Annotated in this window: 14 protein-coding genes; 7 read left to right on the top strand and 7 right to left on the bottom strand. The window is 62.4% G+C overall.

Annotated elements, in window-relative coordinates; translation table 11 throughout:
- Window positions 1-3: 3 nt before the first annotated feature.
- Both CLU91_RS17205 and CLU91_RS17200 read right to left on the bottom strand, forming a co-directional pair.
- Window positions 4-786 (bottom strand): LytR/AlgR family response regulator transcription factor, encoded by a 783-nt coding sequence (locus CLU91_RS17205; RefSeq protein WP_100875134.1) that lies wholly within the window; start codon window positions 784-786, stop codon window positions 4-6.
- Window positions 773-2,038 (bottom strand): histidine kinase, encoded by a 1,266-nt coding sequence (locus CLU91_RS17200; protein ID WP_100875133.1) that lies wholly within the window; start codon window positions 2,036-2,038, stop codon window positions 773-775. The genes CLU91_RS17205 and CLU91_RS17200 overlap by 14 nt, the downstream gene beginning before the upstream one ends.
- Window positions 2,039-2,323: 285 nt before the next feature.
- Between CLU91_RS17200 and CLU91_RS17195 the strand changes: the two genes are divergently transcribed.
- The 3 genes from CLU91_RS17195 to CLU91_RS17185 all read left to right on the top strand — a co-directional run bounded on the left by CLU91_RS17195 (window position 2,324) and on the right by CLU91_RS17185 (window position 4,123).
- A complete protein-coding gene (locus tag CLU91_RS17195) occupies window positions 2,324-2,749 on the top strand; it encodes an organic hydroperoxide resistance protein (RefSeq protein WP_035823589.1) in 426 nt (141 codons plus the stop codon).
- Window positions 2,750-2,978: 229 nt separating this feature from the next.
- Window positions 2,979-3,455 carry a GNAT family N-acetyltransferase gene (locus tag CLU91_RS17190; RefSeq protein ID WP_100875132.1) on the top strand — a complete coding sequence of 159 codons (477 nt, stop codon included), beginning with the start codon at window positions 2,979-2,981 and terminating at the stop codon, window positions 3,453-3,455.
- Window positions 3,452-4,123: a diphthine--ammonia ligase gene (locus CLU91_RS17185; RefSeq protein ID WP_100875131.1), complete on the top strand. Its 672-nt coding sequence runs from the start codon at window positions 3,452-3,454 to the stop codon at window positions 4,121-4,123. The genes CLU91_RS17190 and CLU91_RS17185 overlap by 4 nt, the downstream gene beginning before the upstream one ends.
- Before the next feature lie 73 nt (window positions 4,124-4,196).
- On the opposite strand, the gene CLU91_RS17180 is transcribed toward CLU91_RS17185, so the two are convergent.
- Both CLU91_RS17180 and CLU91_RS17175 read right to left on the bottom strand, forming a co-directional pair.
- On the bottom strand, window positions 4,197-4,658 hold the full coding sequence (locus tag CLU91_RS17180; protein ID WP_100875130.1) for an FKBP-type peptidyl-prolyl cis-trans isomerase: 462 nt from the start codon (window positions 4,656-4,658) through the stop codon (window positions 4,197-4,199).
- 158 nt (window positions 4,659-4,816) lie between these two features.
- The gene (locus tag CLU91_RS17175) at window positions 4,817-6,694 is read right to left on the bottom strand and encodes a potassium transporter Kup (protein WP_100875129.1); all 1,878 of its coding nucleotides are present in this window, start codon (window positions 6,692-6,694) and stop codon (window positions 4,817-4,819) included.
- Between the two features lie 238 nt (window positions 6,695-6,932).
- On the opposite strand from CLU91_RS17175, the gene rarD reads away from it, so the two are divergent.
- Both rarD and ettA read left to right on the top strand, forming a co-directional pair.
- Complete coding sequence (gene rarD, locus CLU91_RS17170; RefSeq protein ID WP_100875128.1) at window positions 6,933-7,817, top strand: EamA family transporter RarD; 885 nt, start codon at window positions 6,933-6,935, stop codon at window positions 7,815-7,817.
- Window positions 7,818-7,904: 87 nt separating this feature from the next.
- A complete protein-coding gene (gene ettA / locus CLU91_RS17165) occupies window positions 7,905-9,575 on the top strand; it encodes an energy-dependent translational throttle protein EttA (protein WP_100875127.1) in 1,671 nt (556 codons plus the stop codon).
- 72 nt (window positions 9,576-9,647) lie between these two features.
- Here ettA and CLU91_RS17160 read toward each other — a convergent pair whose 3' ends face one another.
- On the bottom strand, window positions 9,648-10,229 hold the full coding sequence (locus CLU91_RS17160; RefSeq protein WP_100875126.1) for a porin family protein: 582 nt from the start codon (window positions 10,227-10,229) through the stop codon (window positions 9,648-9,650).
- A 225-nt stretch (window positions 10,230-10,454) separates the two neighbouring features.
- Here CLU91_RS17160 and CLU91_RS17155 point away from each other — a divergent pair, with 225 nt between their 5' ends.
- Window positions 10,455-11,036 carry a molybdopterin-dependent oxidoreductase gene (locus CLU91_RS17155; RefSeq protein ID WP_100875125.1) on the top strand — a complete coding sequence of 194 codons (582 nt, stop codon included), beginning with the start codon at window positions 10,455-10,457 and terminating at the stop codon, window positions 11,034-11,036.
- Between the two features lie 15 nt (window positions 11,037-11,051).
- On the opposite strand, the gene CLU91_RS17150 is transcribed toward CLU91_RS17155, so the two are convergent.
- A complete protein-coding gene (locus tag CLU91_RS17150; protein WP_046681894.1) occupies window positions 11,052-11,414 on the bottom strand; it encodes a hypothetical protein in 363 nt (120 codons plus the stop codon).
- 224 nt (window positions 11,415-11,638) lie between these two features.
- On the opposite strand from CLU91_RS17150, the gene CLU91_RS17145 reads away from it, so the two are divergent.
- A complete protein-coding gene (locus tag CLU91_RS17145; protein WP_232730782.1) occupies window positions 11,639-13,135 on the top strand; it encodes a sensor domain-containing diguanylate cyclase in 1,497 nt (498 codons plus the stop codon).
- Between the two features lies 1 nt (window position 13,136).
- On the opposite strand, the gene CLU91_RS17140 is transcribed toward CLU91_RS17145, so the two are convergent.
- The gene (locus CLU91_RS17140; protein ID WP_100875123.1) at window positions 13,137-13,964 is read right to left on the bottom strand and encodes a Rossmann-like and DUF2520 domain-containing protein; all 828 of its coding nucleotides are present in this window, start codon (window positions 13,962-13,964) and stop codon (window positions 13,137-13,139) included.
- Between the last annotated feature and the right edge of the window lie 4 nt (window positions 13,965-13,968).

Below are 13,968 nucleotides of genomic sequence, written 5' to 3'. Positions count from 1 at the left end.
AGCCTACATATTCCGAAACAAACTCATGAACGGCTGGCTCACGGCCAGGGTTTCCGGCCGCGTTTTCAGGCGCAAGGCGCCGCGGCCCACCTCGTCGCGCGTCACCGACGCCACCATCTTCATGTTGACGATGGTGGAACGGTGGATCTGCTTGAAGATGGCCGGATCGAGCACGTCGAGCAGTTCGCGGATCGGCTTGCGCAGCAGCGCCTCGCCATCGGCCGTCATGACGGCCGTGTACTTGGTATCGGACTGAAAATAGGCGATGTCTTCCACCATGATCAACCGCGTATCCTTGCCGCTGCTGGCCGTCAGCCACACCAGCGGCGGCGATTTGGCCGCGGCCGGCAAAGCACTGCTCAATTGCTGCAGCAAGCCGGCCAGCGCGCCGTCGCCCGCCTTTGCCTTGCCGGCCCGCGCCTGCACGCGCTGCAAGGTCGCCCGCAGGCGCTCGCGGGCGATCGGTTTCAATAAGTAATCGACGGCGCCCTTGTCGAAGGCATCGATCGCGTACTGGTCGTAGGCCGTGACGAACACCACCTGCGTGGCGGGACTGGCGTCGAGCGCGCCAGCGGCCACTTCCAGCCCCGTCAAACCCGGCATGCGGATGTCGAGAAAGGCAACGTCGGGGCGCAGGGTGGCGATGGCCTCGAGCGCCGTGCCGCCGTCATCGCAGGCGGCAACGATGCGCAAGCAGGGCCACTCCTCGGCCAGCAAGGCCACCAGCGCATCGCGCAGCAGGGTTTCATCTTCGGCGATGACGCAAGTCATCTCAGGCTGATGCATGGGACACTCCTTGCGCCGTGCTGTCGGGCACCGTGATGGTGGCCGTCACGCCATCGGGGAAATTGGCGACGATGGCAAACGCGGCGGTATTGCCGTAAGTCAGGCGCAGGCGTTCGCGCACATTGCGCAGGCCGATGCCCGTGCCGGCGCCGTCGTCGCTGAACCCCTTGCCGTCGTCGGCCACCGTGACGATCACCGTGCCATTGCCGCTGCGCGCCATGATCCAGATGGTGCCGCCGCCGCTCTTCGGCTCCAGGCCATGCTTGATGGCGTTTTCCACCAGGGTTTGCAGCATCATCGGCGGCAGTTCCGCCTGGCGCAGGTATTGCGGCACTTCGATCTGCAGGTTCAGGCGTCCGCCCATGCGGATTTTCAAAATATCGAGGTAGGCGCGCGCCCGTTCCAGCTCCGTGCCCAGGGTCGACATGGCTTGCTCCGTGCGCGGCAGCGAGTGGCGCAGGTACAGAATCAGGTTGCCCAGCATCTCGTCGGCGCGCACGGGGTCGCTGCGCGTGAGCAGCTGCGCGCTGGCCAGGGTGTTGTACAGGAAGTGCGGCTCCACCTGCGCATGCAGCAGGCTCAGCTTGGCCACCGTGAGTTCCTTTTCCGTCACCGTCTGGCGCGCCTCGGCCTGCTCGCCGCGCCGGCGCTGCGCCACGCGGCGCGTCATCGCCCGCGTCACCGCTTCCGCGTTTTCCAGGTTGCTGCCATGGTCGACGAGGAACCAGTCGGTCCAGGCATTGCGCGCCGGCTCGCAGATCAGGGTCACGCTGCCCGCTTCGCCATTCGGCGTGACGGTGGCGAGAATCTGGTTCGGCCGCGGCTCCAGGAAACCCAGCACGCGCATGCGGGGCAAGCCCGTGTCCGTGTACGGCGCCGCGCGGCGCACTCTGGCCTGCACCTGCAGGCTGTCGCGCGCGCTTTCGACCACTTCGCTGCCCGGCAGTTCGCGGATGGCCGCGTCGATCATGTCGAATGCCTCGCCCGCCTCGAACGGAATCTCGATCTGGCGCCGCTGGCGGCTCGACAGGGTGCCGGCGTTGACGGTGCCGGCGATCAGGCGCACGCGGCGCACGTGCGAAAACGCATTCGTGATGACGGCGCTGGCCAGCAGCGCGCCAACGATGACAAAAAAGCCTTCCGTCTGCCCGAAGATATAGCGCAGGAAATTCTCCACCAGGATCGCCGTGGCGATGATGTAGGTGAGCATCGTGGCCAAGGTGATGCGCAGGATAAAGAAAAGGCTAGTCATGATTTTTTTCCTTGGGGTGTGAAATGGGCCCAGCATAACCATCGCCCCCGGCGACGGTGGCCATTATGCGATGGAAGGGCAATACTGGCGACAAAGGCATCAAAATAAAGCACAAATCCGCATCGCCTGAAAATAAAATAGCTTGCAATTAAATAGCGCACGATATATATTGAGCACATGGACGCCGGCAAGCGCTTCTGCAGACGGGCATCCTGGGGCATTAGCCCATGAAACAAGTAGCACACTATTTAGTCGTTAACTATTTACTTTACTCAAGGAACCATCATGTCGATCAAACAAGTCCTGTACCGCGCTCAAGCCACCGCCACCGGAGGCCGCGAAGGCCGTGCCGTGTCGTCCGATAATGTGCTGGACGTCAAGCTGACCACGCCGAAAGAACTGGGCGGCAATGGCGCCGTGGGCACCAATCCGGAACAACTGTTCGCCGCCGGCTACTCGGCCTGCTTCATCGGCGCCATGAAATTCGTCGGCGGCCGCGACAAGATCGCCCTGCCAGCGGATCTGTCCATCGAAGGCAACGTCGGCATCGGCGCCATCGACACGGGCTTCGGCATCGAAGTGGAACTGAAAATCTCGCTGCCAGGCATGGAGCGCGCCGCCGCCGAAGCGCTGGTCGCCGCCGCCCACATCGTTTGCCCGTACTCGAACGCCACGCGCGGCAACATCGACGTTACCCTGACCATCGTATGATGGCACCTGACATAAGCTACTGCGCGTCGCGCTTTGCGGCCGGCGATGCTCACCGTGCTCCAGCACGGTTGCGCTTCTCTGCCACAAATCACTGCCGCTCGCTACGCTTCTGTCAGGCGCGGTAAGCCAGAGGTTTACACATCAAAAGCCACGCTGCCCGAAAGGCAGCGCGGTTTTTTTTCATCTGCCGCTTTAAAATGGCGCTTTTCCCTGACAACCTGGAACAGCGATGATCACCTGGCAATGGCAAACCTTCGACGAACTCGGCCCCCACGCTTTGTACCAGGTGCTGGCCTTGCGCCAGCGCGTGTTCGTCATCGAACAGCAGTGCATTTACCCGGACCTCGATGGCCATGACCAGCAAGCCATGCATTTGCTGGGCTGGCAAACGGTCGATGGCCAGCGCCGGCTCGCCGCGTATCTGCGCGTGCTGGCGCCGGGCGCCAAATACGTGGAAATGTCGCTGGGCCGCGTGCTGACGGCGCCCGAAGCGCGCACCACGGGCGCCGGCAAGCTGCTGCTGGCGGAGGGCATCGCGCGCGCCGAAGGCCAGCACCCCGGTCACGCCATCCGCATCGGTGCGCAGCACTACCTGGAGCGTTTCTATCAGTCCTTCGGTTTTGTCACCGTCAGCGCACCGTACGACGAAGACGGCATTGAGCACATCGATATGCTGCGTGCAGTGGCGCCGGAAACAGCGGCATGACGACGGCCCTGATTTCCTGGAGCGGCGGCAAGGATTCCTGCCTGGCCCTGTGGCGCGCGCGCAACGCCGGCATGGCCGTTCCCCTGTTGATCACGGCCATGGATGAAGACGGCCGCAAATCGCGCTCGCACGGCGTGCCGCCCGAGCTGCTTGAGGCGCAGGCGGCCAGCCTGGGCGCGCGCCTGCAGCGCTATCACGCCAGCTGGGCCAGCTACGAGGAGCAATTCATCGCCATGCTGCGCGCGGCCAAGGCCGAGGGTATCGATCATGCGCTGTTTGGCGACATCGACCTGCAGCCGCACCGCGACTGGGAAGAAAAAGTCTGCGCCGCGGCCGGCCTGACGGCCCACCTGCCCCTGTGGGGCGGGGACCGCCGCGCGCTGGTCGACGAATTTCTCGCCGCCGGCTTCAAGGCCATCGTCGTGTGCATCAATGGCCGGCACCTGCCACGCGCATTTTGCGGGCGCGAGTTCGATGCCGCCTTTTTGGCCGACCTGCCGCCCGGCGTCGACGCCTGCGGCGAAAACGGCGAATTCCACACCTTCGTCTACGACGGCCCCGCCTTCAGCGCCCCGGTGGCGCTGCGCCGCACGCAGGTGCTGCAATATGACGCGCCGGCCGATCTGGGCGGCGCCACGTATTACTTCCAGGAACTGGCGCCTGCCTGACGAGGACCAGGCCCGCCAAGCAAAAAGGGCGATTCCGTGGAATCGCCCTTGGTATTGGCAGCCCTGCGCGGGCTTATTTTTTCGACACGTTCACAAGCTTGACTTCAAACAGCAAGCCCGCGTAGCCGGGAATCAACGGTGGCTTGCCCACCTTGCCATAACCGAGGTCATACGGAATGGACAGGATACGGGTGCCGCCCACCTTCATGCCGTCCAGGCCGCGGTCCCATCCCACAATCACGAGACCCTTGCCCAGCTGGAAAGGCAACGCCGCGCCAGACATGTTTGTCTCGAACTGCTTGCCCTTGTTGTCCGGCTTGCTCGCGTCGTACAGCCAGCCCGTGTAGAGCACATCCAGAGTATCGCCCGCTGCCGCTGTCGTGCCGGTGCCGACCACCGGATTGGTAATGACCAGGTCTTTCACCTGCGTATTCGGGTCGAGCACGACTGGCTTCTCGGTGTTGGCAGCAGCACCGCAGGCGGTCAGGACCACGGCACAAGCGAGCGTGGCGATCATTTGAAATACCGATTTCATGGTTTCCCTTTAAATATTGGTGTGTATGGCTGGGGCCCGTACGGTGCGGACCGGTACGGGCTGGAGTTTAACAGGTGTCGCCGGGCCCATTTGTAAGCAGACGTAAGCTCGGCCTTAAATGGTGCACCGATACAACGTTGCCACAATGGCCACGATATCTAGATTTCCACCTGCGTACCCAGTTCGATCACCCGGTTGCTCGGGATCTGATAGTAGTCGGCCGCCGTGCGCGCATTGCGCGACATGGTGACGAACAGGTGTTCGCGCCATGGCATCATGCCGGCCCCCGGCGTCGAGATGATGGTCTGGCGCGCGATGAAGAACGACGTTTCCATCATCTCGAAATCGAGTCCCTGTTCGGCGCATTGCGCCAGCGCCGCCGGAATGTCCGGTTCATCCTTGAAGCCGTAATGCACATTGACCTGATAGCACTGGTGGCCCAGCTCCACCACGCGCACGCGCTCCGATGGCAACACCCACGGCTCTTCATGCATGAAGACGGTGAGGAAAATGACGCGCTCATGCAGCACCTTGTTATGCAGCAAGTTATGCAGCAGCGCATGCGGCACGCCATCCGTTTCGCCGCGCAGGAAAATGGCCGTGCCGGGCACGCGCAACGGCGGCGCGATGAACAGCGACGAAAGAAATTCGTTGAGCGGGATCGCGTGCTTTTCCAGGTTCTGGAACACCAGCTGGCGGCCCCGTTTCCAGGTCAGCATGATGATGAACAGGACGGCACCCAGCAACAGCGGGAACCAGCCGCCGTGGAACAGTTTCAGGGAACTGGCCGCGAACAGGTTCACATCGATGATCAGGAAGAAACCGGTGGCGGCCCAGCACAGCAGCAAATTCATCTTCCAGCGGTAGCGGATGACGAAGAAGGTCAGGATCGTGGTGGCCAGCATGGTGGCGGTGACGGCGATGCCGTAGGCGGCGGCCAGCTTTTCCGACGAACCAAAACCAACCACGGCCAGCAGCACGACGGCCAGTTGCAGCCAGTTCACGGCCGGGATGTAAATCTGGCCGATTTCGCTTTCCGACGTGTGGCGCACGCGCATGCGCGGCAAGAAGCCCAGCGCGATGGCTTGCTTGGTCATCGAGAAGGTGCCGGAAATGGTCGCCTGCGAAGCGATCACGGTGGCCATGGTCGACAAAATCACCAGCGGATACACGCTCCAGGCGCCCAGCTGCTGGTAGAACGGATTGGAAATGGCTTCCGGGTGCGCCAGCAGCAAGCCGCCCTGGCCCAGGTAATTCAGCGCCAGCGCGGGAAAGGCGATCAGGAACCAGGCCATGCGGATCGGCTTCTTGCCGAAGTGGCCCATGTCCGCGTACAGCGCTTCGGCGCCCGTCAGTGCCAGCACCACGGCGCCCAGCGACAGGAAGGCGATGCGGCCATTGTCGAGCAGGAAAGCCACCGCGTGCAGCGGATTGACGGCGGCCAGGATGCCTGGCGACTTGATGATGTTGAGCACGCCCATAAAGGCGAGCGCGACAAACCATATCAGCATGATGGGAGCGAAGAAGCGGCCGATGCCGGCCGTACCGTGCGACTGCACCGAATACAGCGCCACCAGCACGGCGATCGTCAGCCACACCACATACGGGCTGAAGGCAGGCGTGGCCACTTCCAGGCCTTCGATCGCCGACAGCACCGAAATGGCCGGCGTGATCACGCTGTCGCCATAGAACAGGGTGGCGCCAAACACGCCGATCACCATCAGCGGCACATGCCAGCGCGAGGACTTGCTGACGGACGACAGCACCAGCGCCATCAGGGCCATGATGCCGCCCTCGCCGCGGTTGTCGGCACGCAGCACCAGGGTCACGTATTTCAGCGAAACGATCAGGGTCAGGCCCCAGAAGATCAGCGAAACGATGCCCAGCAGGTTGTTATGCGTGACAGACAGGCCGTGGGCCGGGTCGAATACCGTTTTGAGGGTGTATAGCGGACTGGTGCCGATATCGCCATAGACGATGCCGACGGCAGCCAGTGTCAAGCCGACCAGGCCGCTTTTTTTGTGTTCCGACGTCAAGATTGCACCCGTTTTTGTTTTGTTGCATCGCACAATATGATAGGTATTAGCAAATAGCAAGAGTATTTTTGCATGGTTCCGCAGCTGCCCCAAAGTCGTGGTTTTGTACCGCTCCGCCTTGCTGCGCGGGCTTGCGGCCATTGATTTGTTGCCATTCTACGCCTCGCCAGCGGCGCCGGGCAGCCCCCGATGTTTTCAGCCATAATGACAGACTGTCTACTCTCCAGCGAACCCCATCATGAATCCAGGCATGTTGTACGCCTCCCTCGCCTTCCTGTGCTGGGGCCTGTTCCCCCTGTACTTTCACGCCATCGGCGAGATCGCGCCACAGGAAATCCTGGCGCACCGCATGGTCTGGTCTCTGTTGTTTCTAGGCATCGTGCTGACCGTGCGCCGCCAGTGGAGCTGGCTGGGCAGCCTGAAAGCGCAGCCCAAGGTCGTGGCCGGCTTCGTCGCCAGTGCGTTTTTGCTGTCCGCCAATTGGTTCATCTATATCTGGGCCGTCAACAACGGCCATGTGGTCGATGCCAGCCTCGGCTACTTCATTACGCCGCTGATCAATGTCATGCTGGGCTTTATGCTGCTGCACGAGCGCTTGCGCCGCCTGCAGTGGCTGGCCATCGGCCTGGCCGCCTGCGGCGTGGCCTGGCTCACCTGGCAGGCGGGGCAAGTGCCGTGGATCGCCCTGCTGCTGGCGGCCACTTTCGGCGGCTATGGCTTGCTGCGCAAGACGGCCGCGCTCGGTGCGCTGGAAGGCCTGTCATTCGAAACCTTGATTTTGTTTCCGCTGGCGCTGGCCTACATGCTGTGGCTGGCCTGGCACGGCCAGAGCGGCTTCGTCAATACAGATTCCACCGCCACGCGCGCGCTGCTGCTGGCGTCCGGCCCCATCACGGCCATCCCCCTGCTGCTGTTTGCCGCCGGCGCGCGCCGCCTGCCGCTGGCCGTGCTGGGCCTGCTGCAATACATCGCCCCCACGGGCCAGCTGCTGATCGGCGTATGGGTCTTCCACGAATCGTTCACGCCCGAACGCATGCTGGGCTTCCTCGTCATCTGGACGGCGCTGGCCCTGTACGCGGCCGAAGGGCTGTGGAGCAGCCGCCGCGCGCGCCTGGCCGCCTGACCGACCCGCTCCGGCAGCGTACAGCGCTGGCCGGAAGCGGGCGTTTACCGTATCCTGTCCGTCTTTGTATATCACCCGAGATTTCTAATGGCAAATTACGTCTACACCATGAATCGCGTGGGCAAAATCGTCCCGCCCAAGCGCCAGATTCTGAAAGATATTTCCCTCTCCTTCTTCCCAGGCGCGAAGATCGGCGTGCTGGGCCTGAACGGCTCCGGCAAATCGACGCTGCTGAAAATCATGGCCGGCATCGACACCGACATCCAGGGCGAAGCCGTGCCGATGCCGGGCCTGAACATCGGCTACCTGCCGCAGGAACCGCAGCTGGACCCGGAAAAAACCGTGCGCCAGGAAGTCGAATCGGGCCTGGGCGAAGTGTTTGAAGCGCAAGCCAAACTGGAAGCCGTGTACGCCGCGTATGCCGAGGAAGACGCCGATTTCGATGCCCTGGCCACGGAACAGGCACGCCTGGAAGCGATCATCTCGACTTCCGACGGCGGCAATTTGAATTTGCAGCTGGAAATGGCCGCCGACGCGCTGCGCCTGCCGCCCTGGGATGCCAGCATCGGCGTGCTGTCCGGCGGTGAAAAGCGCCGCGTGGCGCTGTGCAAGCTGTTGCTGTCCAAGCCCGACATGCTGCTGCTCGACGAACCGACCAACCATCTGGATGCGGAATCGGTCGACTGGCTGGAACAATTCCTGCTGCGCTTCCCCGGCACCGTGGTGGCCATCACCCATGACCGCTACTTCCTCGACAACGCAGCCGAATGGATCCTGGAGCTGGACCGCGGCAGCGGCATTCCATGGAAAGGGAACTACTCGACCTGGCTGGAGCAGAAACAAGCCCGCCTGAAGCAGGAAGAATCGACGGAATCGGCGCGCCAGAAGGCGCTGCAAAAGGAATTGGAATGGTCGCGCCAGAACCCGAAAGCGCGCCAGGCCAAGTCGAAAGCCCGCCTGGCCCGCTTCAACGAGCTGTCCGAGCACGAATACCAGAAGCGCAACGAAACGCAGGAAATCTTCATTCCCGTGGCCGAACGCCTGGGCAATGACGTCATCGAGTTCAAGAACGTGTCGAAAGCGTTCGGCGACCGTTTGCTGATCGATAACCTGAGCTTTACCGTGCCGCCAGGCGCCATCGTCGGCATCATCGGCCCCAACGGCGCCGGCAAGTCGACCCTGTTCAAGATGATCACCGGCAAGGAACAGCCGGACAGCGGCGAAGTGGCCATCGGCCAGACGGCGCGCGTGTCCATCGTCGACCAGAATCGCGGCGACTCGCTGTCGGACGGCAAGACCGTCTTCCAGGACGTGTGCGGTGGCGCCGACATGTTGACGGTCGGCCGCTTCGAAATGCCATCGCGCGCCTATCTGGGCCGCTTCAACTTCAAGGGCGGCGACCAGCAAAAAATCGTCGGCAATCTGTCCGGCGGTGAACGTGGCCGTCTGCACCTGGCAAAAACCCTCTTGATGGGCGGCAACGTCCTGCTGCTCGATGAACCGTCGAACGATCTGGACGTGGAAACCCTGCGCGCGCTGGAAGACGCCTTGCTGGAATTTGCCGGCAGCGTGATGGTCATCTCGCATGATCGCTGGTTCCTCGACCGTATCGCCACGCACATCCTGGCATTCGAAGGCGATTCGCAGGTCACCTTCTTTGACGGCAACTATCAGGAATACGAAGCCGACAAGAAGAAACGCCTCGGTGACGAAGGCGCGAAACCAAAACGTATCCGCTACAAACCGCTCACCGTATAAATCGGGTGCAGCAATGCAAAAAGGCAGTTACCTCGTGGTAACTGCCTTTTTTTTCAGCACATTTCTAAGTAATTAGAAATTGTAGCGTGCGCCAAGAGCTAAGCCCGTAGCCTTGCGGCCCTGGTCGGCGCTCTTGCCGAAATGTTCCACTTCCGCCGTCAGCGAGACTTTCTCGTTGATCGCGTACTGGGCACCGACGGAAGCGTACACGCCCGTCTTGTCGTTGCCGCTGATGCCGGTCGACAGGCCCGTGCCGCTCAGGCTATTCTTGACCTTGGCCACGCCGAGCTTGCCGAATACGCCGACCTTGTCGGTCACGGGCATGCTGGCCTTGCCGGCCAGATAGTAGCCGTGCGAATCGCTTTTCACGGAACCGTTGCCGGCGCCCGTGACATAGCTGTAATCCTTGCTGCCGAAATCGGCGTAACCGCCCTCGACCGCCCAGGTTTTATCGAAATCGTAACCGGCGAAGATCTTGGCGCCGGCCTTGTAGCCGCTGTGATTATCGGCGCTGGTGGCGCCAGGAATATCGAAGTTATAACGGTTGCCCGTGACGCCAGCACCCACATAGGCGCCTTCGGCGTGCGCGGCGCTCATGCCGGTGAATGCGGTAACGGAAGCGATCATTGCAAACAGGATTTTCTTCTTCATCATGTTCTCTCTCTCAATTAGTGAATGGTGCCTGGATTCGCAGTTCAGCGAAGTGCGATGAGGACACAATAACAGCCGAAAAAAGCTACGTCTTTCTCCATTCCGTAAGAACTGTGACAAGATGTAAGCGGACATTCCAAACTGACAATAACCATACAATGCGCACTGTTGAGCGAACTTAAGATAGACTTAAGAACAATTTGAATTTCGGACGAACAGGAGAGGTGCATGCACAAACGCCAGTTTCTCGCCGCCGCCATGGCGGCCACCGCCCTGCCCGCCATCGCCCGGGCGGCGCCCGCCGGCCTGCGCGGTCCGGCCTTGCTGACCATCACGGGCAGCATCGCCAAACCCAACCGGGGGCCGTTCGACGCCGTGCGCGACCAGATGATGCACAAGCAAAAAATCAGTTTTGAGCGGGCGCGGGCATTCGACTTCGCGGCGCTGGCGAACTTGCCGGCGCGCACCATCCACCCCACCCTGGAATACGACGGCAAGGCGCATGCCCTGCGCGGGCCGCTGCTGGTCGATGTCTTGAAGGCGGCGGGCGCCCCCGAGGACGATGATGTGCGCCTGCTGCTGCGTGCCGTGGATGGCTATGCGGCGGCGCTGACCATGGCGCAGGCGCGCGCGCAGCGTTTTATCGTCGCCACCCACCTGGACGGGCAGGCGATGGCGCTGGGCGGGCTGGGGCCGCTATGGGCGATCCATGACGCGGACCGCATCGCGGCCGTGGCGGCGCTGCCCCTGGCCGAACGTTTTGCCAGCTGCCCGTGGGCGCTGTATCACATTGGCGTGGAGGCGGGTTGACGCGGTTGAGGCAGATTAAGCGTAGGCTTCCGCCATCGACATGACCCTCGGCGCGATGGTGATGCCATGCTCCTCGAACAGCGCCGTGATGGCCGCCACGTTCTGCGTGCACTCCTCGGTTTTCCAGCCCTTGAAGATATCCGTGCCATCCTTCTGGAAATGCAGGTCCAGCACTTTGCCCCCATCCTTGTGCAGGTAGGGCGAGCTATAGGTGTTCTCGAAGCCCAACGCCTTCAATTGCCCCAGCAAGGCTGATGGCGGATGGTCGGGATCGGTGGCGAGAAAAATGCCAAAGGTCTTGCCCGGTGGTTTGGCGGCGATATCGACTTCATAAATGCCGGGGGCCTTGCTGACAGACGTACTCTTTAAAAATAACATACTACACTCCCTGCGCGTGGTGTCCTGCGCCTGAAACGGACGGCAAGACAGGGGCGGTGCGCAATGATTCCCATCGTCAAATCTTATTGCTAATTTGCATCTTTGTCGACAAATCGGCACTTTTATTTGGTAAGTCGTGGTTATCTTGTCGCGGACACCAGTGCAAATTGTCAATAAAGCCAGTTATCATTGCGCCAATACCCGGCCTGCTGCATACTTTTGGCTTGCGTCACGATAGCCTTCCCGCCTGCCACTTCCTCGTCTCCATGCGCCTTCTGTCGATCAAGTACCGCCTGCTCATCCTCCTGACCCTGATCCTGGGTGCGGGCTTCATGGCGACCAGCCTGGCCAGCTACCTGGCGTCGCGCCAGGCCATCGAGCATGGCATCGCCGACCAGACCTTGCCGCTGACGGGCGACAACATTTACTCGGAAATCCAGAAGGACATGCTGCGCCCCGTCTTCATCTCGTCGCTGATGGCGCACGATACCTTCGTGCGCGACTGGATCCTCGCCGGCGAAAGCAACCCGGCGCAGATCGTGCGCTACCTGGCCGAGGTCAAGAAGAAATACGGCGCCATCACCAGCTTTCTCGTTTCCGACAAGAGCAGCAAATATTATTACGCGGAAGGCACGCTGAAATCCGTCAGCCCGCAAGAAACGCGCGACCTCTGGTACTACCGCGTGCGCGCCATGGACAGCACCGATTATGAAACCAATGTCGATGTGGACATGGCCAACCGCGACAGCATGACCATCTTCATCAACCACCGCGTTTATGATTACGATGGCCAGTTCATCGGCGCCACGGGCATCGGCCTGACCCTGGCAACCATGAGCCACATCATCGACCGCTACCAGGCGCGCTTTCACCGCAACATCTACTTTGTCGACGGCGCCGGCGCCCTGGTACTAGCGGGCAAGACCATGCGCGAGGGTCGCGGCAACATCCGCAATTTGCCTGGCGTGAGCAGCATTGCCGACCAGATCATCAACCACCAGAGCGCACCGACGCACCTGTCGTACCAGCTGGGCAGTGCGCAAATCCTCGTCAACTCGCGTTTCATTCCCGAGCTGGGCTGGTACCTGGTGGTCGAGCAGAATGTCAGCGACGAAGTCAAGTCGCTGCAGGGCGTGTTCATCCTGAATCTGGCCATCAGCTTTGGCGTCACCGTGCTGGTATTGCTGCTGACCCTGTTGACGGTGAACCGCTACCAGCGCCGCATCGAACGCATCGCCTCGACGGATGCGCTGACGGGCTTGCTGAACCGCCAATCGCTGGAATTGCTGTTCCAGCGCGCCATGCTCCTGTCCAGGCGCAACGAGCAACCGATGTCGGCCATCCTGTTCGACATCGATTTCTTCAAGCGCGTCAACGATACCCACGGCCACCTGTGGGGCGACAAGGTCATCCGTGGCGTGGCGGACGTGGCGCGCGCCACCGTGCGCGAAAGCGACGTCATCACGCGCTGGGGCGGCGAGGAATACCTGGTGCTGCTGAATAACTGCAGCCTGGCGCAGGCGGCGGAAGTGGCGGAAAACCTGCGCGCCGCTGTCGAAGGCCACGATTTCGGCCTGCCCGCGCCGCAGCTAACCGTGACGATCAGCCTGGGCGTGGCCGAATACCGGCGCGACGAAAGCGAATCGGCCTTCTTTTCGCGCGCCGACAGCGCCCTGTACCAGGCCAAGCATCACGGCCGCAACCGCGTGCACGCCGCCTGAGTCATCCTCCGCGCTTGCGCCTGGCCAGGTCTTGCGTGGGCGCCACCAGCGCCCGGTACAACTCGCCCGTGGCGGCATCCCAGCTTTGCACCGCCTGCTGCTGGCGTTGCACGGTGGCCGAGTCGCCCCGTGCGATGGGGCCGGAGAGCGCCGGCGCGGCGCCCAGGCGGAATACATTGGCCACCGCTTCCATCACCAAAGGCTGGGCCAGTTCGCGCGCCACGGGCTCGGCAATGCCGGCTGCCTGGTAGGCGCGCAGGGCCGCGTCGAGCACCGTCACCAGGTAATTACTGGCAAACACGGCAGCGGCGTGATACAGGGTCTTGGCGGCCGGGTCGATGGGCACGGGGCGCGCGCCGATGGCGTTCAAGGCTGGCGTGAGGAAGGCCAGCGCCAGCGGATCGCCTTCGACGCCGCAAAACGTGCCGTCAAAGGTGGCGGCCACTTGTGCCGGGTCGGCAAAGCTGCGGATCGGGTGCGCGCTGGCCACCGATGCACCGGCCTGCGTGGCCGCCAACAACACGCTGGACGCCAGCGCGCCGCTGCAGTGAAATACGATGGCGCCCGCTTGCCGTCCCTCGGCCACCAGCGCCGCGCAGGCCGGGCCGATCTGGTCGTCGGAGACGGCCAGCAGGGTGACATCGGCGTGGCGCAAGGCCGCATAGCTGGCGACGGGCGTGCCGGCGCCGATGAAAGCGACGGCCGCTTGCGCCGAGGCCATCGAGCGTGTCAGCACGTCCTGCACGGCGACACCTTCCACGCCGGCGAACAAGCGGCCCAGCACGCGGCCCACGTGGCCGGCGCCGATGATATTCAAAGTGACATTCATGATG

It is taken from the genome of Janthinobacterium sp. 64, from assembly GCF_002813325.1.
In the GTDB taxonomy this organism is placed as follows: domain Bacteria; phylum Pseudomonadota; class Gammaproteobacteria; order Burkholderiales; family Burkholderiaceae_D; genus Janthinobacterium.
This window is presented reverse-complemented; position numbering and strand designations above follow the sequence as displayed.

Excerpts from the sequence above, each read along its gene's own strand:
- CLU91_RS17205 (WP_100875134.1), bottom strand. The coding sequence starts at position 786 with ATGCATCAGCCTGAGATGACTTGCGTCATCGCCGAAGATGAAACCCTG.
- CLU91_RS17200 (WP_100875133.1), bottom strand. The coding sequence starts at position 2,038 with ATGACTAGCCTTTTCTTTATCCTGCGCATCACCTTGGCCACGATGCTC.
- CLU91_RS17195 (WP_035823589.1), top strand. The coding sequence starts at position 2,324 with ATGTCGATCAAACAAGTCCTGTACCGCGCTCAAGCCACCGCCACCGGA.
- CLU91_RS17190 (WP_100875132.1), top strand. The coding sequence starts at position 2,979 with ATGATCACCTGGCAATGGCAAACCTTCGACGAACTCGGCCCCCACGCT.
- CLU91_RS17185 (WP_100875131.1), top strand. The coding sequence starts at position 3,452 with ATGACGACGGCCCTGATTTCCTGGAGCGGCGGCAAGGATTCCTGCCTG.
- CLU91_RS17180 (WP_100875130.1), bottom strand. The coding sequence starts at position 4,658 with ATGAAATCGGTATTTCAAATGATCGCCACGCTCGCTTGTGCCGTGGTC.
- rarD (WP_100875128.1), top strand. The coding sequence starts at position 6,933 with ATGAATCCAGGCATGTTGTACGCCTCCCTCGCCTTCCTGTGCTGGGGC.
- ettA (WP_100875127.1), top strand. The coding sequence starts at position 7,905 with ATGGCAAATTACGTCTACACCATGAATCGCGTGGGCAAAATCGTCCCG.
- CLU91_RS17160 (WP_100875126.1), bottom strand. The coding sequence starts at position 10,229 with ATGATGAAGAAGAAAATCCTGTTTGCAATGATCGCTTCCGTTACCGCA.
- CLU91_RS17155 (WP_100875125.1), top strand. The coding sequence starts at position 10,455 with ATGCACAAACGCCAGTTTCTCGCCGCCGCCATGGCGGCCACCGCCCTG.
- CLU91_RS17150 (WP_046681894.1), bottom strand. The coding sequence starts at position 11,414 with ATGTTATTTTTAAAGAGTACGTCTGTCAGCAAGGCCCCCGGCATTTAT.
- CLU91_RS17140 (WP_100875123.1), bottom strand. The coding sequence starts at position 13,964 with ATGAATGTCACTTTGAATATCATCGGCGCCGGCCACGTGGGCCGCGTG.